Annotated in this window: 12 protein-coding genes and 1 pseudogene; 3 read left to right on the forward strand and 10 right to left on the reverse strand. The window is 70.7% G+C overall.

The annotated features are described in order from the left end of the window. Window positions 1-321: 321 nt before the first annotated feature. The 4 genes and pseudogenes from AC067M_RS13860 to AC067M_RS13875 form a co-directional block, all read right to left on the reverse strand. Window positions 322-1650: pseudogene (locus AC067M_RS13860) on the reverse strand (UvrD-helicase domain-containing protein); the annotation flags it as partial. Between the two features lie 4 nt (window positions 1651-1654). Continuing rightward, on the reverse strand, window positions 1655-2128 hold the full coding sequence (locus AC067M_RS13865; protein ID WP_478697224.1) for a hypothetical protein: 474 nt from the start codon (window positions 2126-2128) through the stop codon (window positions 1655-1657). Next, a complete protein-coding gene (locus tag AC067M_RS13870; protein ID WP_478697342.1) occupies window positions 2125-3006 on the reverse strand; it encodes a DUF6083 domain-containing protein in 882 nt (293 codons plus the stop codon). The genes AC067M_RS13865 and AC067M_RS13870 overlap by 4 nt, the downstream gene beginning before the upstream one ends. A gap of 162 nt (window positions 3007-3168) precedes the next feature. Further along, on the reverse strand, window positions 3169-3441 hold the full coding sequence (locus AC067M_RS13875) for a helix-turn-helix transcriptional regulator (RefSeq protein ID WP_351074214.1): 273 nt from the start codon (window positions 3439-3441) through the stop codon (window positions 3169-3171). Between the two features lie 617 nt (window positions 3442-4058). Here AC067M_RS13875 and AC067M_RS13880 point away from each other — a divergent pair. After that, window positions 4059-4619, forward strand: coding sequence for a hypothetical protein (locus tag AC067M_RS13880; protein ID WP_478697225.1), 561 nt, complete (start codon window positions 4059-4061; stop codon window positions 4617-4619). Window positions 4620-4966: 347 nt separating this feature from the next. On the opposite strand, the gene AC067M_RS13885 is transcribed toward AC067M_RS13880, so the two are convergent. The 4 genes from AC067M_RS13885 to AC067M_RS13900 all read right to left on the reverse strand — a co-directional run bounded on the left by AC067M_RS13885 (window position 4967) and on the right by AC067M_RS13900 (window position 14855). Then, on the reverse strand, window positions 4967-8008 hold the full coding sequence (locus AC067M_RS13885; RefSeq protein ID WP_478697226.1) for a pPIWI_RE module domain-containing protein: 3042 nt from the start codon (window positions 8006-8008) through the stop codon (window positions 4967-4969). Between the two features lie 83 nt (window positions 8009-8091). After that, window positions 8092-11856: a pPIWI_RE_Z domain-containing protein gene (locus AC067M_RS13890; protein WP_478697227.1), complete on the reverse strand. Its 3765-nt coding sequence runs from the start codon at window positions 11854-11856 to the stop codon at window positions 8092-8094. Continuing rightward, on the reverse strand, window positions 11849-13117 hold the full coding sequence (locus AC067M_RS13895) for a pPIWI_RE_Y domain-containing protein (protein ID WP_478697228.1): 1269 nt from the start codon (window positions 13115-13117) through the stop codon (window positions 11849-11851). Before AC067M_RS13895 ends, AC067M_RS13890 begins: the two co-directional genes overlap by 8 nt. Then, window positions 13110-14855 carry a PD-(D/E)XK nuclease family protein gene (locus AC067M_RS13900; protein WP_478697229.1) on the reverse strand — a complete coding sequence of 582 codons (1746 nt, stop codon included), beginning with the start codon at window positions 14853-14855 and terminating at the stop codon, window positions 13110-13112. The genes AC067M_RS13895 and AC067M_RS13900 overlap by 8 nt, the downstream gene beginning before the upstream one ends. A gap of 207 nt (window positions 14856-15062) precedes the next feature. Here AC067M_RS13900 and AC067M_RS13905 point away from each other — a divergent pair, with 207 nt between their 5' ends. Next, the gene (locus AC067M_RS13905) at window positions 15063-16517 is read left to right on the forward strand and encodes a serine/threonine-protein kinase (RefSeq protein ID WP_478697230.1); all 1455 of its coding nucleotides are present in this window, start codon (window positions 15063-15065) and stop codon (window positions 16515-16517) included. A gap of 28 nt (window positions 16518-16545) precedes the next feature. On the opposite strand, the gene AC067M_RS13910 is transcribed toward AC067M_RS13905, so the two are convergent. Both AC067M_RS13910 and AC067M_RS13915 read right to left on the reverse strand, forming a co-directional pair. Further along, window positions 16546-18597 carry an HsdM family class I SAM-dependent methyltransferase gene (locus tag AC067M_RS13910; RefSeq protein WP_478697231.1) on the reverse strand — a complete coding sequence of 684 codons (2052 nt, stop codon included), beginning with the start codon at window positions 18595-18597 and terminating at the stop codon, window positions 16546-16548. Between the two features lie 179 nt (window positions 18598-18776). Beyond that, window positions 18777-19790, reverse strand: a complete 1014-nt coding sequence (locus tag AC067M_RS13915) for a serine/threonine-protein kinase (protein WP_478697232.1) — start codon at window positions 19788-19790, stop codon at window positions 18777-18779. Between the two features lie 223 nt (window positions 19791-20013). Here AC067M_RS13915 and AC067M_RS13920 point away from each other — a divergent pair, with 223 nt between their 5' ends. Then, window positions 20014-25284, forward strand: a complete 5271-nt coding sequence (locus tag AC067M_RS13920; protein ID WP_478697233.1) for a DEAD/DEAH box helicase — start codon at window positions 20014-20016, stop codon at window positions 25282-25284. Window positions 25285-25402 lie beyond the last annotated feature (118 nt).

The raw sequence follows: 25402 nt of genomic DNA on the forward strand, positions 1-25402 counted from the left end.
GGGTCGCGGGGTCGCGGCGGCTGTGACCGAGAACTCTAGTTGGCAAATCATGGACTGAGACGCGCAGGTCGGGAGCGGGTGGAGAATCCTTGTTGGCAAATCATGAGAAGGCTAGTTGGCAAATCATGGTTGCCGTCGTTGACTCTCTGTAACTGCATGTAGCTCTACCTGCGACGACACCAGCGAGAGGTTAAGTGTGCTGCACAAGGCTTGCGAGATGACCGAGCCGACTGGCTGGGCCACCACTCGGCCGCCCTGGTCCCGGACGGGCTGGGGAACTGGCTGCCCTCGATGTCTGCGGCGTCAACCACTCTCGTTCTCCTAAGGGGCGGCGTTCCATGCCAGGCCGCCGAGGTCGAGTTGGTGGCGGGCACGGGTGACGGCGACGTAGGCGAGACGGGCGTCCGTGTCGCTTACTTCCGGGGCCTGGTCGGCCGCGCTCGTGCCGGAGTTGGGGTCCTTCGGCTGGGGGAAGTCGTTGCCGATCCTGACGGTCGACCATTCGCGGCCTTTGGCTTTGTGGGCGGTGGAGACGGTGACGTCGGCGTGTGCTTCCTCGGTGAGGTCGGACACGGCAGCGAGGATGGCGTCGGGACCATGGGTATCGACGAGGTCGGCGAAGGGCTGCAGGTCGCAGCCGGCCGGATCGTAGGCGGCGTAGTCCTGCAAGTCGCCCCAGGACGCGAACAGCACCAGCTCGGGGTGATGAGTGCGGCGCCCTTCCTTCAAGTCGCGTGCGGCAGAGGCGAGTTGGGCCAGTTGCTGGCCTCCCCGGGTGAGGGCTACGCGGTGCCCTTCGCCGAGCAGACGCATGACCTCTGTCATGGCGCCGATGTTGGTGCGGCACAGCACGGCGTCGGGGTGGTCGACGCTGCTGACCTCTGCGGGAACGCTGGTGGTGCCCGTCAGCCGGATAGGGGCGTCGGCGAGCGCGAGCCACCGGTTGGCCTCGTTGGCGATCTGTGGCCCGAAGCGGAACGAGCGGGTGAGGGTCAGCTGTTCGGCGTCGAAGCCGGTCATCACGTCGGTTGCGCCCCGCCAGCCGTAGATGGCTTGGGCGGAGTCGCCGACCATGACGAGCTGGGCGTGGTCGCGCTGTGCGGTGAACACCTGCTCCAGCACCGGGTTGGTGTCCTGGGCCTCGTCGAGGAGGAGGAAGTCGGCCTCGATCTTCGGCCTGGTCAGCGCCCACATCTTGAGGTAGTGGTCGTGTTCGAAGCGGACGATGCCGTGGTCGGGGCGCTGCAGGTCCGCCCATGCCTTGGCGGCGAAGGGGAGCACGAGTTCGGCGAACTGCCGATGGGCGGCGGGGGCGTCGAGGCCGCGTAGGCGCGGCACGTGGTGTTGGGCCAGCGCGCTGTCGGCGGAGTGACAGAAGCGGGTGACGGTGCGCAGCACGTTGTGGGACAGGGTTCTCTGGCTGATCTCGTGGTCGGCGATCCGTACGGGGCGGAGGATACCGAGGGACTGTCCGGTCTTCCAGGCCGGCTGGCGGGGGCTGTTGAGTCGGTCGGCATAGCGGTGTCCGAGTGCGGCGAAGGCGGTGGCGTGGGCGGTCCGGCACTGCACCGTGGACGGGAAGCGGGCTGCGGCGTCCTGCGCGATGTCCTTGTTGAAGGCCAGGTAGCGTCCCCGGCGTTTGGTGCCGGCGGGCTCAGCGCGGCAGACGTACCTGCAGAAGGCGGCCTGCGGCGCAGGCCAGAACTTCTTCCAGGGTGTGGTGGGTGAGCAGGCGCTGTATCGGCGATTCGAGGCGGTGGCGCCGCTGGCGTTGCTCGTGCGCGAGATAGGTCGTGATTCGTTCGGCCAGGACGTCCCCGGCGCGCTGGCCAAGCGCGGCCGCCTCCTCGCGGATCTGCGCGTCGGCGCGGCGGCTGAGGGCGACATTGAGCAGGACATGGCCCTGGCGGTCGGGATAGTGCGTGGTCAGCATGTCGATCGGCAGGACCGTGTCCAGGCGGCGGCGCAGGCGGTGCAGGGCGCGGCCCGGGCTCTTGCCGCGCTGCACCGTCATCAGCCGGGTGCGGTCTGCGTTCGCGGCGAACGTCACCCGGTGGCGGGCCTGGTGAAGTTCCCGAACGGTGGCGGGCCGCGTCAGGACGATCTCGACGGCGTACTGATGCGTCACGACAAGACCCGCCGGGGTGCGTGGCCGTTGGGACGGCGCCCGTGCGTGGGCAGGCGGGTGTGGATGTGCTCGTGGTGGCGGAGCGGGTCGAAGGGCTCCCAGTCCGCGACGGCGAGGTCACCGGCGGTCGACGCTGTGGCATGGTCCCGGCACCGTTGGGTGCGCCAGCGCAGCTGTTCCTGGTATGGCAGTGCGGACAGGCTGTAGACGGCCATGACATCCGACGGCAGTGCGAGCTGACCGTGGTGCATGGTCACGGGTACCAGGGTCCACACCCCGTGCAACCCGCCAGGGCCGAGGACCTCGGCCGTACAGCGGGTTCGGCGCCGGGTCTGGGCGACGCACTGGATCTCATCGACGGGGCGGGAGGCCAGGTAGCGGACGAACAGCAGCTGCACGACGGGCCGGGCCGGACGACAGACGGCCTCGCCCGGCGGCGGGCCGCCTGCCAGTGTGGCAGGTGCAGCGAGAACTTTGGTGTCCAGCAGACGGCGGGTGCGCAGGGCGAGAGTCCGGCGCAGGCCGGACAGCTGCGGCGCGGCCATCGGAGCCGGGCGGGCTGGGCACAGCAGGTCGTGTGCCAGCCGGCACCAGCTGCTCCCGTCGCCCGCGGGATGGGCGAGGCCGCGGCTGACGTGCCAGCGGCAGGACTCCGGCACCCCGGCCACCGGCAGTTCGTGCGGATGCAGCCGCACCAGCCGGTCGTCGGCCCCCAGGTAGCACTCGACCGGATTGCCGCATTCGCGGCAGGACGTGGTCTGGCCGCGTCGCAGCAACCGGCTGGCACTGTCGGGGACGATACGCAGGGACCGCCGCTGGGGCGCGCTCGCGCGGCTGCCGTCCCAGCGTCGAGCGGAAGGAGAAGGAGAGGAGCACATGCGGGCGAAGCTGCCAGCCGACACGCCCCGCCTGCGGTACGCGACCCTGATGATCCCCCGGGCAGAGCAGGGCGGGGCGACAACAGTGCGAACGCTTGCTCGCGCATTCGATAGGGCGTTGCCGGAACGAGTGAATCGCCGCCGGCGCCGGACGGGCCCGTATCAGCTGTCGGAGCTGTCGTCGGTGCCGGGGAGGCCGTGCTCGTGGCAGAGGGTGGCGAAGAGCTCGTCGAGCGGTGTGTCCAGGGCGTGTGCGAGGGCGTGCCATGTCTTGAGGGTGCCGACGGTGCGGCCCTGCTCGATCTCGATCACAGTGCGCCTGCCCAGGCCGCTGCGGGAGGCGAGCTTGTCGTAGCTCCACCCGCGCTCAGCCCGCAGACGCCCGAGCTCCAGTCGGAGGGCGTCGAGGTCCGGATCGGGCGGCAAGATCGTCACCCGACCATCCGACGGTGCAGACCCCTGCCCTGTCAGTGCAGACCTCTGCCCTATTTCTCCAGATGTCTCCACCGCGGGAGGGCAGGGGTCTGCACTACGGTGTCGGCCGTCCCGCTGTACCGCGCGGTGGGGCTGGCGCCGGACCGGGAAAGGAGGGCCACACCCCCATGAGGCTGCGCACCGTGTGTCCTCAGGCGGAGCGGACCTGGACGGTGGAACTGCGATGCCAGACCGGTGGGCTCGTTCTCGTTTGCCAGCACTGTCCCCAGGACGGCCGGCGGGTCACCGCGCAGTCCGCGCGCTCGGCGGCCCTTGCTCACCTCGCCCGGCATGCCCGCGGTGACCTGAGGGCTCCTCACCTGCGGATCTGTCAGTGCCATGAACGCGGCTGCCGTTGGCACCGCCGTCACCGCGGGTGCGCGGGGCCCATCCGCCTGCTCCTGGCTTGCGAACGCGGCGGCCGTGTCTGGCGCCTCGCCGACGCCTGCGGCGCCTGCGCCGCGGCAACCGCCCAGGCCGCCGTTGTGCCCGACACCGTGCTGGCCGCACCGTTCCACCCGCCTTCCGTGCGGCCGCGCGGTCCCCGGCCCAGCCGGGGGCCGGGGGAGCGTGTCCGCGTGAGCGAGATCCTCAGCTACCTGGCCGCGGCCCTGCCCGCGGACGTGTCCGCCGGGGCGAGGCTCCTCGCCCTGCAGTGCGCCCTGCGCATGAACGCGTACCTACACGTCGAACTCCGTGCGGGCCTGCTGCGCAGCCTTCGTATCGATCCGGTGCAGGCCTGTCGCGAGTTGGAACGGGCGCGGTGGGCAAGCATGGTGAACAGTCCCGGAGCGGCCGGGGTGGCTGCGGAGCTTCGCGACGCCACGCTGCTCGCCCAGTCACCGGCCCGCCCCGACCGGCGGCGCGCGGCCGACTGGGCGTTGCGCACCGGGTGCCCTGCCCGGATCGGTGGGGCAGAGCCGCAGCTGCGACTGTCGGGCGTCTATCTCGCGGCGCGCAGCGATCCGTCCTCGGGGGAAGGACTGAGTGAGTGCGACCGGATCATCCGTGACTGTGGCCTGCGCGATCAAGGGTTCCACGGTGTGCTCAGCCATCTGACGGCGAACGGCGTTTTGGAAGGGTGGTGGATCTGCCCGGATTCAGGCGACGTGCACTGGACGCTAGCGCCGAGGCGATGACCGGCAACCCCTTGCCGACCGTGAGATGCGGGAACGGCCGGCGGGGGTGATTTGGCTCGTCAGACGTGCTGTCGGGTAAGCGGTTGCAGGTTCGAACCCTGGAACGGGATGAGTGAGGGAAACGCCTGACCGCGCCGGCGGCGAGGGCACCGATGGCGACGTGACCGACGTCGCGGCCAGACCCGAACTGGTCACGGTCACCCCAGCGTTCCGCCTTCCTCCGCTGGACCGCGCACACGAGTAGAGAAGGGTGCACGCAGGGGCTGTCGTCGGACTCTCAGAACACAGGTTCTGTGGATACCGGTGTCCTCCGTCGTCAGGGCACTGCATATGTGTCGATCCCGTCGTCAGTCGTGGTCAGTCTTGGCCTCGTCGTCCGGCGTTGTGGACAGTCCGGCCGCGTCGGCGAGATCTGGGTCCTCCATGCTCTGGTTACCGGCAGGCGAGTCCCAGTCCTCGTTCGAAGTCCCGTCGCCGTCCGCGAGTGTCGGGAGGACGTATGCCTGGGCCAGCCCCGCGAGGTGGAGGGGGAGGGGGAGAGACAGGGCGGCGGCGTAGTCCGGGGCCTGGCGGAGCTGGTGCATGGCGAGGGCCAGCGCCTCGGGGTCGTCGGGCTTTTCCAGTTCGGGGGCCGCGGAGTCGTCGTCTTCGTGGCAGCCCAGTACCGCGATCTCCACCAGGGTCGGGTTCCAGGCGCTGGTGCCCGCCTGCGAGGTGAGGTTGCCTGCCGCGTTGACCCGGGTGGCGAGGCGGTCGAGTGCGGGGGAGATCGCATGGGTGCCGGGGCGTTCGGTGGTGCTGTAGAAGACCCGCTCCCGCGACGAAGCCCCGTACTGCTGCTGGGGATTCTGTGCCCAGAAGCCGGCCGGCTGCCCGTGGGGCTTGCCCGGGTCGCCCAGGCCCCACCACTGGGCACTCTCGCGACCGCCGCACCCGCGCACGCGTACGAGGCGCAGTTCGTCGTCCAGTCGTCCTGCCGGGGCGTGGCCGGTCTTGATCAGATCGCGTTCGGTCTGGCCGTCCTGGAGCCAGGGCCAGTGCAGTCGGCTGTTCTGAGCGTGGGTGATCAGTGCGGTGGGTTGCCCTCGGAGGGAGTGCAGCACGCGTTGGAGGAATGCCGCGGTCTCCCTGCGCTGTTGGGCGAGGTTGCTGCGCCACTGCTTGCCGGTGACCCTAGGGGCATCGGAACGTGCGTCATCGTCTGGAGTCCCGGGTTCCGTGAACGCTTCGGGGTCGATCTCCGCCTGTTTCACCAGACCGAGGAGGAACTGCGGATAGGGCACCCATTCCCCCGCGGTGTCATCCCAGCCGCGTACGGCCGCGAGGCCTTCCCCGGCCGGGAGCGGGGTGACCAGGACGGCCACAGGCAGGTGCTTGGGCAACCGGGTCGGGCCGTCCTTGCGACGTTTCACCATCCACACCGCCGCGTATTGCAGCGAGTCCGGAAGATCGTCACCGAGGGTGTGCTGGGGCAGGACGCGGACGCCGAGCTGGCGCAGTCCGTCGAGCCACGAGCTGCACGTGCGGTGGTCGAGGCTCTCCGCATTGTCGATCTGCCGGTCGGTGGACGAGGTGACGACGAACTGAGTCAGCAGGCCCGCGTCGGCGCACCCGAGGCGGATGGCGAACTTGGGGTCCGTCAACGCTGGGCGGAACGTGCTGCGGTGTGCGACTTCCACGAGGGCGAGTTCGGGGCGGGAGGGGTCCGCGCCGTCCGCGCGGAGCCAGGCGCGCAGGGCGCGGCGCCGTTCGGCGACGGCCGCCGCGAGCGCCGCGCCTTTGCCTTTGACCGCCGGGTCGGGCACGAGCCGGTCGCCCAGTCCGTCGGCGAGGGGCAGGCAGCGCAGCCGGAGTGTGACCTCCGCCGTCCGCCACTCCAGGACGACCGGTGCTCCGGGCGTGGCCTCGTCGAAGTCCTGGTCCGTGACGTGGGCGGCACTGGCGCCGCCGTCGCCGTCGAGGCCCAGGGCCTTGGCGAACTGTTCCACTGCCTCGCCGCGTACCTCGGGCGACTGCCACAGCAGCCGGGCCTCCACCACGGGCGGGCCGGCCTGTTCCTGGCTGTGGGAGGCGATCCGGGCCTGTGCCGCGAGTGCCACGCGCCGTGCCCGGGTCTCGCGCAGCAGCTCGGTCTTCTTGGCCTCGTCGGTCCTGGGCTTGGGCCGCCGGTTCTCCGGAGCGCCGATGCCCTTGCCACGTCCGCGCGTGAGGTCGGGTACCCGGGCCAGTGTTTCAGGGAGGGCCTGCTCGGCCCATTCGGTGAGCTGGGCCCGCTGGTTGGGCATGAAGCCGGTGCCGATCTCGTGCTTGCCCATTCTGGTGCTGTGGACCACGGCGGCCCTGACGCCGCGGCCCTCGCCGATCCAGGAGACCGGTTCGGTGAGGAGCTGTTCGGGGTCGGGGAAGTTGCCGGCGAGGCTGAGTCCGCGCAGGATGCCGGCGGTGTCGTTCTCCGACCAGACGAAGGTGTCGGTGGCCCGGTCGCGGCGCAGGCGTGCCAGTGCGTAGCGTTCGGTGGCCGGTGCGCCGGGCAGCCAGGGGATGGTGGGCCGCAGGTAGACGGTGGTGGCCTCCCGGTAGGGCAGGTTGAGGCGTTTGGTGGTGGCCCGAGGGTGGGTTGCCCAGCGGCGTACACCCCAGTGCAGGTGGAGACGCGGCCTGGGGTCGAACGGAGTGGTGTGCAGGGAGATGTTCAGAAGGACGGAGAACCACCATTCCTTGCGTTTGACGGTCCGGCACAGAGGCTGCGACATGAGTTCCGCGCCCTGGTCGCGAGGTCCGCGGGGCAGCGCCCGGAACCGCAGCTCCCCTCCCTCGAACGGGAAGGGGTCGAGGGTCAGGATGCGGCGTGCCAGGGCGTCGGTGGCGAGTTGGAACTGGCGCGGTTGCGGAGCGGCGGTGCCGCTCCGGGTGGTCGGGGTGGTGAGGAGTTCGACGCCGCTGACCGGCTGCCACTCGGGCAGGTTCTGCTTCAGCTCGGTGCTGCTCGCGAGCAACTGCGAGCGGAACCGGGGATCCTGTGCGGAGCCCTTGGGACCGAGGGTACGCAGCCAGGCGTCGAGGAGTTGCTGCATGGAACGGCCGGGGAGGGGGTCGGGCGCCGAGGCCGGTACGTACATCCAGAAGTCCTCGGCGGCCTGCGGCCCCGGTTCCACCGGGATCCGCGGCCGGGGGCGGACGATCACGTCGGGGGCGAGGGTCTGGAGCACGCCGTCGAGTCGGCGGGTGGGCAGCGTCGGCTGCCGCTTCTCCTCGTCCCGCCCGTGGTTGTGCAGTTCGAGAAGTCCGGCATGCCAGTGTTCGGGGAAAGGGAGTGCGTGGAAGTCCTCGGTCCAGGGGGTGCCCTCCTCGGCCAGGTGGTATGCGGATCGGCGGATGTTCTTGTACATGTCGGTTCTCCCTGCGATGTCCGTACGTGGGCGGGTGCGGTTGCCCGCCAACAGTGCTGCCCAGGGGCGGTGGTTGGCGTGCTTCAGTCGACCGATCGCGGGCCGGGTGACGTCCCCATGGCGCACAGTGCTTCGTACAGCGGGCGGTAGAGCAGCTTGACGAGTGCGGCGTCGGCGGGGTCGGTGCGCGCGCCGTACGTGACGGTGTCGGTGTCGCTCTGGGCGAAGTAAGGCGCCAGGACGTCCCGCAGTCGGACGAGCAACCCCGGGTCGCCTGTGCGGCGTGGACGCCGGTTCTGACCGGCGAAGGGGGCCTGTGCTGCGGCGAGTCGCGGTGCGAAGGCCGCGTCGACGAACACGACGCGGGCGGGTACGCCACCACGGACGAGGCGCCCGATGACCTGCCAGATGGTGACGAGCTGGTCCCAGACGAAGGACTTCTTCTCGTCATCGGAGAGCGAGGAGTAGATGTAGGGCCGTGACAGTACGTGTCGCCATACGCCGCGTGCGGTGGTCCGGAAAGCGCTGCCTGCCGCGTGCAGGTCCCCGGCCTGGGCGACCATGTCGCTGAACGTCCCTTCGTCCGGCAGCTTCAGTTGACCGCGTACGAACCGCGTCGCCCAGTCGTTGATGGCGAAGACCGCCAGGGAGAGGTCGTCGGGGCGGGGGTGCGGGCGGACCAGGAAGAACACCGTCCCGAACGCCGCCACCTTCTCCTCGCCGGGCCGTTGGGGGGCGGTGAGGATGTTGTGTCCTCGCTCCACAGCGAGGAGGGGCGCCACGAGCAGTTCGGCGTCCGGGTCGTCGGCGAAGGACGCGAGGTCCCCACGCCGGACCGCTCCTGCGCCCGATTCCGTGGCTGGCGCCTGGCTTCGTGCCGACGCAGTCCCGTCGACGGCGGCCTCTAGTTCGGCGTCGTCGGAGGCCAGGACGCGTACACGGCCACGCCAGCGCGGGATCTCGTTCAGGGCGGTGGCGGCCACTTTGGCTTCCGCGTAGCTGCCCACCAGGAGCAGGGCACGTCTGCGGCGCTGGTCGGGGATTCGGGCGAGTTCGCTCTGGAGAGGGGAGGAGTTGCCGTCGCTCCGGGACCGGGCGAGCCGGTCGATCATCAGGCGCAGGACGTCCTCGCGCTGGTCGGGGTCCTGGCCGGAGAGCCGGATCGGCTGTCCTGCGGCGTCGTACAGGAACTCGGTTCGGAACACGGTCTTCCGGATGGCGTCGAGAGCCTTGGGCTGCGGTTTCAGTACGGCGCGGACAGGTGCGAGGACGTGGGCCCGGGTAGAGGTGCCGGCCCAACTGGTGCCGGACATCAACAGCACGTGTGGGCCGGCTTTGCCGAGGCCTGGGTCGGCGCCGAGCTGGGGAAGACCCAGGAGCAGCTCCCGGCCCACGCCCGCGCAACGGAAGAAGCGCAGGGTGCCGGTACGGTGTCCGTCCTTGTTGCGGGCGGCGGCCCGTTCGTCCACCAAGTATTGGAAGCCCAGGACGTTGCCCATGGGCGCTTCGGGCAGCAGTGGCGCGTAGTCGAGGGGCGGGCGGCGGGTCAGCTCGTGGGCCGCGGAGTCCAGCCGTAGCGCTGCCTCCACCTGAGGCCACAGGAACGTCACCCGGTCAAGGCGTTGATGCAGGGCGGCGAGGACGAGGGTGAACTCCAGCCGCTGTGCGTTGAGTTCACGCCACTGCTCGGTGAGTGGCACGTCCTCGGGGGCAGGTTCCTTGCCTCGCTTGGCAGCGGGCATGGGGCGCTGTTCCGGGCCTGGCGCTCCGACAAGGAAGGAGTCGAGGAGCGCGCGGACTCGGCGTCGTGTCCGCTTCTCGTCGAGGGTGTGCAGGACATCGTGGGCGAGGGCCGTGAGCTCGTCGGCGGGGGTTCCGTAGGGGCCGCGTCCGCCGAGCGGATCGTCGCGGAACGTGTCGAAGAACCCGGTGATCTCGGTGCGTCGCTGCGCCCACGGAGCGTCAGGGATGTGGGAGTCGCCACCGGCCCCGAGCCCTTCCTCGTCCTCGTAGAGTGCGCTCTCGTCCTCGACATCCCCTTCGTTCGTGCTGTCCGGCCACCCGGCGGCCTGGCCTCGCGCCAGCGGGTACCAGGCTTGCAGCAGCTTCTCCTGGAGGGTCCAGGCGCTGAAGTAGTCGATCTGCGCCCAGTCCCGCAGGCCTCCGTCGTCGATGAGCATGGCGTACAGCCGGTCCGCGGCGGAACCAACGACGTCCAGGGCGGCGGACCACCGTTCCACGTCCTGGTCGGAGAGCTGCAGCCGTCCCTGCCGGGCGAGTTCGGCGATCTCGTGGGTCTGTAGCTGGTCAAGCCAGGAGTCGGAGACACCGGTGGTGACGAGCGTGGCCGACGGGGCGAACATCTGGTCGAGCTGCATCTGTACGCGGTCGGCCTCGTCGACGACGACGATGTCGCTGCGCAGGCAGGCCAGCTCCAGATAGCGCAGGCGCTCGGCGTTGAGCTGACGCGGAACCGCCGTCTGGACGAGACTGGCCGGGTTGGCCACCCAGATCAGCGCATCCACGAGGTCACGCGCGGCGGAGTGCCGGGGGCAGACGCTCCACAGCGGGCAGGCGTGCGGGGTGCCCAGGTCCTCCTCGTCGGTGTCGGTGTCGTCCGTGGCGCCCTCCCCGTCGACGGCGCCTCGGGCTCGTTCGAGCTCGCGTACCGCGCGCTCGGCCGCGGGCTCCTCGGCGGTCTCCTGGCGCCGAGCGGGGTGAAGGGCACCGCACGGCGCGTCGGTGTAGCGCAGGGGCTCGGACGTGTCGAGTGCGCGCAAAGCGTCCAGTGGGCAGGCGGTGCTGAGGTGGGCGAAGACGGGACCGGTGTGCGCCAGCAGGGAGTGTTCTCCCCGTGCGGCGAGTCTGCGGTGCAGCCGCTGAGTGTGCTGCGGCCGCGTCGTGCCCCCCTGAACCAGGGAGGTGCTCAGACCGAGCGTGCGGAACAGCTCGGTCAGCGTCAGCTGTTCCGCCACGTCGCCGACGACGAGTGTGATGCGCAGGCCGTTGTGGTACGCCCAGACAGCGAGCAGGGTCATCAAGGTCGACTTGCCGGCGCCGACCATGCCGACGAGGTGGGTGAGCCGGTCGAGCGGTAGCGCGGACGCCGCTTCGAAGACTGTCCCGTCCGGGGTACGGGTATCGAGTTCGAGTTGGGCGAGACGCTGCTCCCAGTTCCCCGCCTTGAGCCCGCGCCGCTGCTCCTCCGCGTCCATCCACCGTGCGACGTCGGCGAGTTCGTCGAGCGGCACGTCGAGGGGACCTGCGGTGGCGGGGCGGTCGGCGGTGAGGGGGTGGCCGGGGCAGGGGGCCCGCACGAGATCGGCGGGGACCGTGACGGAAGTGCGCCGGTGACGGCGGTCCATGAAGCGGTGTTCGCCCGCCTCCGCTGGGGGAAGCACCTGCGTGGCGAAGCCGGGGAGGTTCGCGAGCGCGTCGTCGTAGGTGGTGAAGCGGTCGGCCGCCACCTTGAGGGGGACTCGATGGGCGGGCCCCCCGGCCGCCGGGACGCGGTACGCGCGCAGACGTTCGGGCAGTTCCAGGTAGGCGTCCAGGCTCTGCTGCCACATCCGGCCGCGACGCATCGGCCAGAGCAGGTGCCTGGCAGCGGTCAGCGCGACCTGTTCGGCGGTGTCGCTGGGGAGCTTCGAGGCCCGCGCGAAGGCGAGGCCGTAGCCGCCGAGGAGCGTCCACGCCCCGTCGGCAGCGTGACCGGGCGCCGCGGTCTCCATCAGCCGCAGAGCGAGCTCGACCTGGCAGAGCAGAGCGGGCCGGGTTCCGGCGTGTTCTTCGGGCCAAGGCCCCAATGCGGCGACGACCGGCTGGTACCAGCTGCTGCGGTCACGCATGGTCTGTTCCCTTCTTCCCGGCGCTGCCGGTCGCCGCCGTCTGGCTTCCGGACCGGGACGACGCTGTGCCTGCCCCGCCGTGCTCCCTGGCCGGAGGCACTGTGTGCAGGGGCGCGATGGACGCGTCCGGCCCGCGTTCGCCGGACAGCCGCAGCCGCGCGGCCCGTTTCAGCTGGTCGTCCGTCAGCAGCCGCAGACCGCCCGCCCCCACGCCCCGCTCCTTGGCGTACATGGCCAGGTAGTCACGGCGGGCGCGCACCCGGAATTCGGGCACCACCCAACAGGCTTCGTCGTACGGGGGCTCGGGGCGGACGGCGGTGGCGGCGCGCCCGAGGAAGGCGGGGTGTGCCCAGTCCTTGACGTCGACGGCCCACACGTGACCGTCGGGGAAGGTGATGCGAAGGTCGTACGCGTCGAAGCCAGGCCACATCTCGACGGTGAAGCCCAGGGCGCGTAGCTCGCCCTCCAGAAAGACCTCGGCGCGTCCGGGCCCGGTGACGAACTGCCGTAGAGGTTTCCGCAGTTGACGCAGCTCGCCCACCTCCGACGCGACGAGTTCCCGGCCGTGCGGTGGGGGGCCTTGGTGCCGGCACTGGTCGCGCTCGCACCACCACTCGGTGTCGGACACCGGATGGAGCAGGGTCAGGCAGCGATGACAGCACAGGTACGCGCCGTCCCGGCGGAACCCGAGCGGGACGGGGGCATAGATCTCCTCGACGAGAAAGCGCACGGGGTCGAGGAAGAGGTCGGTGCTCACCTCGGCCCAGTCCGCCTCGGTGAGGACGGGCCGATCCACCAGGAGGCGACGGAAGGCCGTGTACGACTCGGGTGACGACATGGCCCGGCAGGCGCGCAGGGCCTCGTGGATCACCAGGCGGTCGTACTGCCGTCCGGTGCTGTCGCCGTACCCCTGCACGGCGAGCTCGTGGCAGAGCTGCGAGGGTTCTCCGGAATCCTCCTCGATCAGCCGGTCCGCGGTGTCGAACAGGTCGGTGGGCAGTCGGTCCAGGGGCCAGCTGCCCAAGGGGCGGGCGCGGGCCCAGCGCATCATCTCGGGCACCCCGGCCGGGGGCTTGGCGCCGTTGCGCAGGCACTGGAGTACCAGGGCATCCAGGGCCCGCTGCGCGCCGGCCGGGTAGGGCAGAGTGAAGGAGTCGAGGCGGTCGACGGCCGCCAGGTGCAGTACGGCGGTGGCCACGTCCCGCAGGAGGACGACATCGGGGTTGGACAGCCAGTCCGGTACGAGCTGTTGATCAGGCATGAGGCGTGGCGTCTCCTCGTGGCGAGGTCTGCGTGTCGAGGCTCGGCGGGCGCGGATGGTCGGTGACGTAGGCGGTGCCGGGCCGACACCAGGTCCGGGCCTGACAGCCGTGGCAGTGGCGTCCGGTCCTCGGTTCGTAGGTGGTGTCGTCCAGGAGTGGCTGGGCGAGTTCGGCGATGACGGCCCGGGCTTCGTCGACGTTCTCGTCGCGGCCGGGGTCGATGGGTTCCAGCCGACTCTCCCCGTGGCCCTCACGTAGGTGCTCCAGTTCGACCCAGGAGCGGCGCGGATCGTCGCCCAGCGCGCCCGCGTGGAACAGCAGGACGCCGAGGGCGAGTTGGGGATAGGTGTGGAGCAGGGAATCGCGTTCCCACAGCGGGCGGGCCGACGTCTTGGTCTCGCGCCAGATCCACCGGCCGCGGTGGGTGTACACCAGGTCGGGTACGGCGAGGACGACGATGTCGAGTTCGGGCACGTAGGCCGTGACCCGATGCTGTACGAGCACCTGCTCGTCGGCGTCAAGTCCGTTGAGGGGGCACAGGAGCCGGTGTTCCGCGAGCATCCCGGCAGCCTCGCGTGCGGAGGTGTCGTCGAGTCCGGCCCTGGCCCGTACCGCCGTCGGCTCGGGGATCTCGCGGTCCCGGCAGCCGCGCACCGGGCGTTCGGCGTGCTCTGCGTCGAGCCAGGCATCGACGGCTCTGCCGCGCCGCGCCCCCCGGTCCTCGGCCGAGAGGTCGTTGAGGTGCAGTCGCCGCACAAGGTGGTACTGGGCGGGGCACTCGGCGTGCAGCCGCAGGTCCCAGACGGAGACAGAGCGGCGTTGGCGTGCGAGAGCCGGAGGGCGCCCGCCCCACAGCCGCGGGGTGCGTTTCAGATCCGTGCAGCCGGCGATGGCCTTGCAGTCGACACAGCTCTCCCCGGGACGCACGCCGAGTTCGGTGGCAGCCGTGAGGAAGGCAGGTACAGCGTCGTCCCGGAACCGCTGCCTCGCCCCGGCGGGGTCCTCGGAGAGCAGCTCCTCCACGGACCCGTCGGCGCACCCGACGTCGAAGACGCGGACCAATCGGGGCAAGCTGGTGCTCTCGGTCGCGGTGGGCGGAGGCTGGGCGCGTTGCTTGCGGCGAGGCGTGGGCGAGCCGAAGGCCATCACCTGCGCCACGGCCCCGAGTTCCGCGTCGGGGCGGGCGGTCTTGGCCCGGCCCATGGAAGGCAGCCACAGGTCGCGCACCCTTCCGTCGGAGGAGGCGTACATGCGGCCCCAGAGGGTGTGCTCGTACTGCCGGGCGCCACGGGCGTCGGGAGCGTCCGTGCGGGGAGTGCGCCACGTCCATGGCTGCTTCACCGGCTTGGTCTCAGGCAGCCCGGCCTCGACGGCGGCTGCCTGTTCGCGGGTACGGGCGGCCACGTAGCGCTCCATGGCGTGGGCGGTCCAGGCCAGGTGGGCGGGGTGGACCGGGGCGCCCCATCCCCGGAAGGGACCGCGGGTGCCCCGGAGTTCCTCGCGTACCCGCTCCACAGACCATCCGTCGTGTTCCACCAGGTCGAGGGCGGTGAAGAGCGGGCCGAACCCGAACTCCTCGCGGGGTGGCCGCCGGAACGGCACGGTTGGGTCGGCGACGAGTAGGGGCCGCATAGCGGTGCGTCGGTGGGTGGGACAGGCCGCGTCGTCGGGCCGGGCCATCCGGGGGCTCGCTCTGATCAACCAGTCGTGGCCGGTGACACCGGGTGGGCTCTGCATAATGACCCCCGTCAGGCGGTATGGGCAGGAGGGTGCCCAGAGCAACGGGAGGTCGAGGACGTCCGGGCACCACTAGAGCATGGCACAAATCTGTGAACTGAGTCCATGAACGTCTCATGTTCAGAATCTTTCACGCTACGCTGGTGGGTCTGATGCACAGTGGTGCGAAGGGGCACAGTGGTGGACGCGGATACGTACAGGCCCGGCGTGGGTGATCTGGTCGACGGGCGCTACGAGTTGAAGGACTCTCTGGGCAAGGGCGGGATGGCCCAGGTCTGGCGGGCCCGAGAGGTGTCCGGCGGGCGGGAGGTGGCGGTGAAGTTCCTGCGCCACGACTCCGAGGCCCTGTACTGCCTCGACCCGTACGAGCGGGATGCCGAACTCGCCGTCAGGAACGCCCGGTTCCGGCGCGAGGCCAACCTCCTGGGCACGCTCGATCATCCGGGAATCACCGAACTCTACGGGAGCGGATCGCACCGGGGCGTCCCCTACATCGCCATGCGCCTGGTGACCGGAGTGAGTCTGCGGACGTTCCTCGACGAGCACAGCCCCCTGCCTCTGGCCACGGCGGTTGCCGTCGCCATCCAGGTGGCAGGGGCGTTGGCCTGCGCACACACGCTCCCGGTCGTACACCGGGACCTCAAGCCCGCGAACATCATGATCGATGAAGAGGGGTGGGTCGTCCTCATCGACTTCGGCATCGCCAAGCCGCTGCACGCCGACGCCACCCGTTACACGGCCCACGGTTCGACGCTTGGCACCCGCGGTTATCTGGCGCCGGAGCAGCTCCTGGAGCGCGAGCCCACCACGCGCACGGATGTCTACTGCTTCGGCTGCATCTTCTACGAACTCCTCACCGGGCGGCCCCCGTTCTCGCTCGGCCCGGAGTCCGGCCTGACCGACAAGCACCTCAACGAGGAGCCGCTGCCACCGAGCACGTACGCCGCGGGCATCCCGGAGCCGATCGACGATCTCGTACTGCGGATGCTCGCCAAGAAGCCCGAGCAGCGCCCGGCCGTTGACGAGGTCCTGGAGGTCCTCGACCCGTTCGCCCCGGGGGTCAGCGATCCCGAGCCCCGGCCCCGCACCCACCCCGACCCCACCGCCCCCCTGCGTCTGCCGCGGGACCGGGCTGTTCGTCCGCGCCCGGTCGCTCTCACGCTGCGTGTCGCGTCCGCACCGGCCGACGAGTGGCTGGACGCCCGCGTGGTGGAACAGCTCTGCGCGCAGGCCGAGTCGGAAATCGCGTCCGGTGAGCCGGGCGACGCGACCGACCGGCTGCACGGTCTGACAGAACAGGTCCGCAAGGAGTGGGGTGATCGGCGCCCTCTGGTGCGGCGCGTGTGGCAGGGGGCTGCGGACGGATTCCGCCTCTCCGGCAACTTCGGCGCTGCGGCCCGCCTCTACCAGGCCGTCGACAACGAACTCATTCACGGGGACGGCCCGGCCGAGCGGGCCGATCGCACGCTGATCCGGCTGCGCCTGGCTGAGTGCCGGCTCACCTTCGGGGAACTGGAGGCGGCCATTGTGGCGGTTGACACGGCGGGCCGCACCGCCGCCGGACTGCCACCGGAACTCGCGGCTCGTGTCGAGGCCGTACGCCACGCGGTCGACGCCCAGCTCACGGCCCACCTGGCCGAGCCCAGGCGCAAGGAGGCGTAACGCCGGCCGGTGTGGTCGAGCCGATGAGCTACGCCTGGTTGGCGAGGCGTCCGGCTGCCAGTTCGTCGCCAAGGTCGCGGATAAGGCTGGTGCCGAGGTCGGCTGTGCGGCGCAACAGCCGTTCGAAGGCGGTGAGTTCGCGGAACGCTTCTCCGTAGCGTCGTTGTTCCCCGAGGGGAACCTGGCGGATCTGAAGACGGCGGACGTCGATGCGGGAGGAGTTCGTGGTGTGGGTGCCGGCCTGCCGGGCATTGGCGGGAGCCCGCAGTGAACCGGCGAGGAACCAGGCGTCGAGCTGTTCGGGCTGAACTCGCACGGCATGCAGTTGTGGGCCGAGGGCGGTCGGCGACCCCTCGTGGACCCAGGCGGAGAAGGCACGGGCGACGCCCACCACCACGATGTCCCCGGGTTCGGCGATCACGGCCTCGCCGGCCGCCGCGGTGCTGGGAGCGAGCCAGCTGCGGGGTTCGCCGTCCACCAGAAGATCGGGGACGCTGAGGAAGGGGATGCCGTCGTCGGGCGGCGGGCCGGCGTGGATCGATTCCTCCGGCGGCTGCTGGCCGCCGCGCAGGGTGAGCGCCCCGGCCCGGGCGAGTTCGGCGACTGTGGTTGCCGTCGGTGTGTCCGCCTCGGCCGTGGCGAGGTCGAGCGCCGCGAGCAGCCTGGCCGACTTGTTCATGTTCGCGGTGAGCCCGGTGAACTCCCGCCAGGATTCGGCCAGTCGGGGTGCCGTGTCCGCTGGGGACGGGGCAATGTGGCGTCCAGGGGTTAGGTCGACCTCGTCGTTGAGGAGTTCGATGACGGGCACCTGTCGTACGTAGGCAGGGGCCTGTGGGGAGTCCGCCTCTTCGACGGCCTCGCGCACGAAAGCGCTGATCGCCGCCCAGTCGGGGGTCCACTTCTCCTCCGGGTCCCGGGGGAAGCGCGAGGCCGCGTCGGCGACCAGCAGCCGATCGCCCACCGGCGTGCCTTCCCCGTGGGCGGGCATCCGCAGCACCCACAGGTGAAGGGAGACGCTGTGCGGTGCGGCGCAGCCCGGCGGCAACGCGACGACGGCCCGCAGTTGCCCGGTGCGCAGCAGCGAGCCGCGGATGCGGCGGCCGGCCTTCCTGGCCGCGACGGCGGGCGGCAGCAGCAGTACCGCGGCGCCGCCGGGCCGCAGCTGGGCCAGGCAGTGCTGGACCCAGGCGAGTTCGGGCTCGGTGCGCGGGGGAAGGCCGTGGCTCCAGCGGGAGTCGGTGGCCAACTCCTCGTATCCCCAGTCCCGTTCGTTGAAGGGCGGGTTGCACAGGACGATGTCGGCGGGGGTGCCGGAGAACGGGTCGTCGCGCAGGGAGTCGGCAGCCCGTACGGAGACCTGCGCCCTCTCCTTCTCCCTGTGGCCCTCGTTCTCGGCGAGGGCCATGCGGGAGCCCGCCAGCGAGGCGAGGACGGCGTCCCGGTCATTGCCGAGCAGCGTGAGTGCCTCGGCGCCGGATGCCCTCGCGGCGTCGGCCGCGGCCAGGAGGAGATGCCCGGGGCCGCAAGCAGGGTCCATGACCGTGGTGCTGGCGGAGTTGCGCGGGCTGTCTCCCGCCACGCCGTTGGCCGTCCTGAGGGCGAGTTGTGCCATCAGGGATGCCAGCGGTTCCGGGGTCGTGGCGATCTGGCGCACATGGACGTCGAGCCAGCGGCGCAGCAGAAACGCGAACGTATCCGTGCCTCCTTCACGCTGTCCGAGATCCACGGCCCGTTTGATCAGCTCCCGTGTGTCGGCACGGATCTTTTCGCCTTCGTCGCTCACCCGCCCGGAGAGGAGCCGTCCTACCTCGGCGATCGCGGCCCCTGTCTCGTCACGCCCGCCGAGCGCCTCGAAACCGGGCCAGAGCCATTCCCTCTCGGCGGACTTCTTCAACTTCTTGTTGTCGCGCAGCCAGCCCTCGATGTCGGTCAAGGAGAACTGAGGGTTGGTGTCGGTGCCGGCGATCCGCTCCGGGAAGGACGGATGCCGCCGCCGCCAGTTGCTCACCGCGGCTCGTCCCACACCCGCAAGGCGGGCGATTTCGGCCAAGGTAACCGGTACGGCGCGCGACGTGGACATCTACACTCCCAGGGCATTTCTGGTGGAGGGAGGATATTTCCCCCGGTCATGGGTGTGTGATCAAGCCACCCTTCCTCCGAACTGCATCGGTCAGCGTACATGACCATTGACTTTGTTCACAGATGCATCATGGCGGGTTTGGGGGTGTACGTCGCGTTCCGGTCGGCGAGGCGCGCGGGTCAGCGCGACGGCCGGCCGTCGCGCCCGGACGTCGCCCCCGTCCGCCCGGGTCGGCCGTTCCGCACCGATGCCGCCCATGCCCGCACCGGCCGGGCCTCGGGTCCCATGGGGTGGGTGAAGGGTCGCAGCGGGTCCACTTCGGCCCACGGGAGGAGTGCCTGTTCGGGGGTGCGGCGCTCGGGCAGCCACACGGCGAGGCGCCGCCACACCTCGCCGGCGTGGGCGGGTCGCTCGTCGGGGTCCTTGGCCAGTAACTGGAGCACCAGGTCCTCCAGTTCGGAGGGGATGCCCGCGCGGAGCCTTCCGGGCGGTACGGGCGGCTGCTCAAGGATCATGCCGGGCAGCATCAGTTCGGACTCGTGCGTGAAGACCGGCTCGCCCGTCAGCATCGCGTACAGCAGGCAGCCCAGCGCGTACAGATCGGTGCGGGGATCGACCGGCTTGCCCTGTACCTGTTCCGGCGCCATGCACTCCAGGCTGCCGGGGCGCTCACCGGTCGTGGTGAGGCCTGTGGTGTCCGGGTCGAGGAAGGCGGCGACTCCGAAGTCGAGGACCTTGACCACGCCGTCCGTGCGGATCACGACGTTGCTGCCCTTGAGGTCGCGGTGCACGACGTCGCGGGCGTGCACTGAACCCAGGACCGAGGCGATCTGGACGCCTATCGACGCGGTCTCCTCGATGGAGAGCGGGCCCTCCTCGACGATCCGGTCGTCGAGCGGGGGTCCGATCACGTACTGCATGACGAGAAAGCGGGTGCCGTTCTCCTCGCCGAGGTCGTAGACGGTGGCGAGGCCCGCGTGGTCGAGTCGCGCGACAGCCTGCGCCTCCCGGCGGAACCTTTCGGCGTCGCGGGCGCGCTGCTCCTCGGTGAGTCCCAGATCGACGTTCATGGTCTTCAGCGCCACGTCGCGGCCCAGGTTCTCGTCGTGGGCGAGCCAGACGACTCCCATGCCGCCCCGGCCGATGAGGCGCTTGATCCGGTAGCGACCGGCGATCAGTGTTCCGGTGTCCATTTGCGCTGCGGCCCGTCCCCTCCGTGCCCTGCCGCGCCCTGCCCGGGCTGGTGTCAGGGAGAGTGTGACACGGCGGTGCTTCGAATGCCGCCCGCGCGACGCTTTATTCGTTGACTGAGTTCACATACTCTTGCTCTAATGGGGTGGAGGCGGGGCGGTTCGTCCCGTGCGCCTCACCCACTACGGTGATGCGTGGATCGCGTCGGGAGCTAGTGAGGATCACGTGGACGTCTTCGAGGTGCACCGTCGGCTCATCCGGGACTACAAGGAATACACGTCCGGATCGGTGGTGATCGACGACCCGCGGATCGGCGAGAAGGTGTCCAAGTCCCTTGCCGACGGCGACCAGTGGCCCGACCCCTGGCTCTCGCTCAACCCGAGCTTCGCGAGCGGCGGCACCGTCGACCACCTCGCCGACGACCTCGGCCTCCTCCACCCCGAGTGCAAGCGGATCTTCCGCACCGGCAAGGACAAGCGGGGCGCGACGATCCGTCCCATCCGCTTCCACCGGCACCAGCGCGACGCCATCGAGGCCGCCGACTCGAAGGACTCGTACGTCCTGACGACCGGCACCGGCTCCGGAAAGAGCCTCGGCTACATCGTGCCTATCGTCAGCCGGATCCTGAGCGAGAAGCGGCCCGGAGACCCGCCGAGCATCAAGGCGATCATCGTCTACCCGATGAACGCGCTGGCCAACAGCCAGCGGGGCGAGCTGAGAAAGTTCCTCACCGCCGGATACGGCGAGGGCGACGAGCCCGTCACGTACGCCCGTTACACCGGCCAGGAAAAGCAGTCCGAGAAGGACGCGGTCCTCGACACCCCTCCGGACATCCTGCTCACCAACTACGTGATGCTGGAGCTGATGCTCACCCGCCCCGAGGAGCGCAAGCGTCTCATCGGCCGGGCCAAGGGCTTGCGCTTCCTCGTCCTGGACGAACTGCACACCTACCGCGGCCGTCAGGGCGCCGACGTCGCCCTGCTGGTCCGGCGCGTGCGCGAGGCGTGCGAGTCGCCCTCCCTGCAGTGCGTCGGCACCTCCGCCACCATGTCCACCAAGGGCACCCCCGCCGCCCGCCGCCGTGAGGTCGTCGAGGTCGCCTCCACGCTGTTCGACACGGAGATCTCCCCGGACCGGGTGGTGGGCGAGACCCTGGTCCGCGCGACCGGCGACACGCCCCCCACGCGTGCCGAACTCGCCGCCCGCGTAAGGGAGAACAACCCTCCGCTGGAGTACGACGCACTCAAGACCGACCCTCTGGCCCGCTGGGTCGAGACCGCCTTCGGCCTCACCGAGACCACCGACGAGGACGGCACCCGCCTGCTGGTGCGCGCCAAGCCCACCACCGTGGAGCTCGCCGCGCGGGCCCTGCGCGAGCAAGCCTTCGACATCCCGCGCGACGCACCCGAGGACGAGCCGTACACCGCCTGCGCCAAGGCCATCCGGTCCACCCTCCGGGCCGGCACGCAGGTCCGCGACGCCGACGACCGCGCGCTGTTCGCGTTCCGCCTCCACCAGTTCCTCTCCAAGGGCGGCTCGGCGTACGTCTCCCTGGAGCCGGCGGACAGCCGCCACATCACCCGCACCTACCAGCAGCGGGTGCCCGGAGAGCCGGAGAAGCTCCTGCTGCCGCTGTCCTTCTGCCGCGAGTGCGGCCAGGAGTACCTCACCGTGGCCCGCGAGCAGAGCGACGACGGCACGGTCTCCTTCCGCACCCGTGAGGACGCGGACGACGAGCAGGGCTACCTCTACCTCTCGGCCACCAACCCCTGGCCCGAGCGTGTCACGGACGCGATCGACCAGCGCCGCTTCCCCGAAAGCTGGCTCACCCTCGATCCGAAGAAGGGCACGCCCGCCCTCACCGCGAGCCGTAAGAAGCGCGCCCCGCAGCCTGTGTGGGTGAGGCCCGACGGCACGGCGGTGAACAAAGACGGGGACGGCCTGTACGCCGCCTACGTTCCTGCCCCGTTCCTGTTCTGCCTGGAGTGCGGGGTCAGCTACGAGGAAGTGCGGGAGCGGGATTTCGCCAAGCTGATGACGCTCGACCAGGAGGGCCGGTCCACAGCCACGTCTGTCGTCAGCGCTTCCATCGTGCGCCACCTGAAGAGTCTGCCGGAGAAGGAACTCGGCAAGGACGCACGCAAGTTGCTCACCTTCGTCGACAACCGGCAGGACGCCAGCCTGCAGTCCGGGCACTTCAACGACTTCGTGATGGTCACCCAGCTGCGGGGTGCGCTGTACCGCGCGATGCTGAAGGCGGGGGAGAAGGGGCTGCGCTGGAAGCGGCTGGGCGAGGAGGTCGTCGAGGCCCTGGGGCTGGCCCCGCACGAGTACGCCAACAACCCCACCGAAGTGGAGGCGCTCGCCGAGGAGACGCGGGACGCGCTGGCCCAGGTGGCCGAGTACCGGCTCTTCCTGGACCTGGAGCGCGGCTGGCGGGTGACCATGCCCAACCTGGAGCAGACCGGTCTGCTTGGCCTGGAGTACGCGGGGCTCGACCAGATCGCCGAGGACGATGAGCGCTGGCAGCAGGCGGCGGGGCCGCTGCGCACTGCCACTCCCGCCACCCGGCTCGATCTCGCCCGGGTCCTCATGGACGAGCTGCGCCGCCAGCGGGCCGTGGACACCCCGTACTTCACCGAGGCCAAGTTCAACGAGCTGCGCAAGGAGTCGGCGAAGCTCAACGACGCCTGGGGGATCGCCGACACCGAGGCGGCGCCCCCCACACCGACCGTCGCCCTGCCGCGCGCGGGGCGGCCCGGCCATAGCCGCAGCGAGAAGAGCCTCACCGGCCGCGGCGCTTTCGGCCGCCACGTCCGCAAGCCGGAGACCTTCCCGGACTGGAGCCACGACCTCTCCCTCGACGACGCCCAGAAGGTGATTTGCGACCTGCTGGAGGTCCTCGCCGACGGCGGTGTCCTGAGCCGGATCACCCAGGGCCGGGGCGAGGACCCCGGCTACCAGATCCACCACCCGGTGATCCGCTGGCACGCCCGCGACGACGAGCACGGCGCGGTGGACCGGCTGCGCCGCACCTACCGCACCGGCCGTGGTCCCCGCGTCAACGCCTTCTTCAAGGGTCTCTACAAGGAGGTCGCGTCCACCTTCGCCGGACTGCACGCCGCAGAGCACACCGCCCAGGTTCACCCCGACGTCCGCGAGGAGCGGGAGAAGCTGTTCAGCAAGGGGCTGCCGCTGCCCCTGCTCTACTGCTCGCCCACGATGGAGCTCGGCGTCGACATCGCCAGCCTCAACGCCGTCAACCTCCGCAACGTCCCGCCGACCCCCGCGAACTACGCCCAGCGCTCGGGCCGCGCGGGCCGCTCGGGCCAGCCCGCGCTGGTCACCACGTACTGCGCGACCGGCAACAGCCACGACCAGTACTACTTCACCCGCTCCGACCAGATGGTCGCAGGCACCGTCGCCGCGCCCCGCCTAGACCTGGCCAACGAGGACCTGCTCGCCTCGCACGTGCACGCCATCTGGCTCGCCGAGACCCGTCTGGAACTCGGCCGCACCATGACGAAGATCCTCGACACGGACGGCAAGACTCCCTCGCTGGAGCTGCTGGACGGGGTGCGGGAGCAGATCGGCAAGCCGGCCGCCCAGCAGCGCGCCCTCGCACGGGCCCGCACCGTCCTCGCGGGATGCGTCGACGCCCTGCGCGAGACGTCCTGGTGGCACGAGCAGTGGCTGGAGGACACCGTCGCCAAGGCCCCCGGGCGTTTCGACGAGAAGTGCGGCCGCTGGCGGAACCTCTACCGCAAGGCCCTGGAGGAGCGGGAGATCCAGCACGACAACATCCGCAACCGCACGGCGACCGGCCGTTCCCAGGCTCAGGCCGTCCGCCGCCGCGCCCAGGCGGAGAACCAGATCGCCCTCCTGGAGAACAGGCAGGGAGGCGAGCGCACGGTGCTGTCCGACTTCTACCCGTACCGCTACTTCGCCTCCGAGGGCTTCCTGCCCGGCTACTCCTTCCCCCGGCTGCCGCTCGCCGCGTACATCCCCGGCACCGGCCGCACCAGCCGCGGCTACGACGGCGACTACCTCCAGCGGTCCCGGTTCATCGCGATCCGCGAGTTCGGGCCGGGCGCGCTGATCTACCACGAGGGCAGCAGGTTCAAGGTGGACCGGGTGCAACTGCCCCCGGACACCAGCGGCGAACTGACCACCGAGAGTGCCAAGGTGTGCCAGGGTTGCGGCTATCTGTCCCCCGAGGAGCGGCGGGAGGACACCTGCCTGGGCTGTGGCAGCTCGTACGGTGACCCCCGCACCGGGCTGCTGCACCTGCACACCGTCTTCACCCACCGTCGCGACCGGATCTCCTCCGACGAGGAGGAGCGCCAGCGCACGGGCTACGCGGTGGAGATCTCCTACCGTTTCAAGCAGCACGAGGACGGCCGTGACGGTTCGCTGCGCGCCGAGGCGAAGGCGGCGGCCGGCCGCCTCCTCGCCGAACTGGTCTACGGCGACAGCGCCACCGTCCGGCTCACCAACCTGGGCTACCGCCGCTCGGTCGCCAAGGGCGAGATCGGCTTCTGGCTCGACCCCGTCACCGGTCAGTGGCTGGCCGGCTCGACCGGCAGGCAGAGCACGAGCGCGCCCGGCCGGGAGACTCCGGTGGAGGACGAGGGCCTCGCCGACGCGGAGAAGGTCGTGCGCAAGATCCCCGTCATCCCGTACGTCCAGGACACCCGCAACATCCTCGTCCTCAAGCTCGCGGCCCCCGTCGACAAGGACACCGCGATCACCCTCCAGTACGCGCTGGAGCGGGGCATCGAGGCCGAGTTCCAGCTGGAGGACTCCGAGCTGGACACCGAGGAGCTGCCGCCGCACGACGGTCCCCGCGAGCGGCTGCTGTTCATCGAGAGCGCAGAGGGCGGCGCGGGCGTCCTGCGCCGCCTCCAGGCCGAGCCCGGCGCGCTCGCCCGCGCCGCCCGCCGGGCCCTGGAGATCGCGCACTTCGACCAGGTCGGCCGCGACCGGGGAGCCGAGAAGCGCAACGGCGACCCGTGCGAGAAGGGCTGCTACGACTGCCTGCTCTCCTTCGGCAACCAGCGCCACCACCGGATGATCGACCGCCACCTGGTGAAGCAGCTGCTGATGGACTTCGCGGACGGCGAGGTCGGCTCCAGCCACGCGGGCCGCACCCGCGACGAACAGGCCGACGCGCTCATCGAAGGTGCCGACTCCTCCCTGGAGGAGCGGTTCGTCGCCTACCTCAGGACCCACGGCCACCGCCTGCCCGACCACCAGCAGGTGAAGCTGAGCGCGGCCCTGTCCAAGCCGGACTTCGTCTACGACACCTCCTTCGGCCCCGTCGCGGTCTTCGTCGACGGCCCGCACCACGACCACGCGGAGACGACGCTGCGCGACGAGGAGGCCGCCGAGCGGCTGAAGGAGATCGGCTGGGAGGTCATCCGCATCCGCTACGACGACGACTGGTCGAAGGCCGTGGCCGACTACCCTTCGGTGTTCGGCGAGGCGCGCCGCTGATCTCGGGGACCGGGACGGACCCCTTCGATCCGCCCCGGTCCCACGGCCCGCAAGCGATCCGCCCGGCCACCGCCCCAGCCGACCCGCCCGAACGACCTCCCGCCCTGACCCCTACCGC

The sequence above is a fragment of the Streptomyces sp. NPDC043427 genome (genome assembly GCF_056436655.1).

Coding starts and splice junctions, on each gene's coding strand:
- AC067M_RS13900 (WP_478697229.1), bottom strand. CDS start 14,855: ATGCAGAGCCCACCCGGTGTCACCGGCCACGACTGGTTGATCAGAGCG.
- AC067M_RS13910 (WP_478697231.1), bottom strand. CDS start 18,597: ATGTCCACGTCGCGCGCCGTACCGGTTACCTTGGCCGAAATCGCCCGC.
- AC067M_RS13895 (WP_478697228.1), bottom strand. CDS start 13,117: ATGCCTGATCAACAGCTCGTACCGGACTGGCTGTCCAACCCCGATGTC.
- AC067M_RS13885 (WP_478697226.1), bottom strand. CDS start 8,008: ATGTACAAGAACATCCGCCGATCCGCATACCACCTGGCCGAGGAGGGC.
- AC067M_RS13890 (WP_478697227.1), bottom strand. CDS start 11,856: ATGCGTGACCGCAGCAGCTGGTACCAGCCGGTCGTCGCCGCATTGGGG.
- AC067M_RS13870 (WP_478697342.1), bottom strand. CDS start 3,006: ATGTGCTCCTCTCCTTCTCCTTCCGCTCGACGCTGGGACGGCAGCCGC.
- AC067M_RS13915 (WP_478697232.1), bottom strand. CDS start 19,790: ATGGACACCGGAACACTGATCGCCGGTCGCTACCGGATCAAGCGCCTC.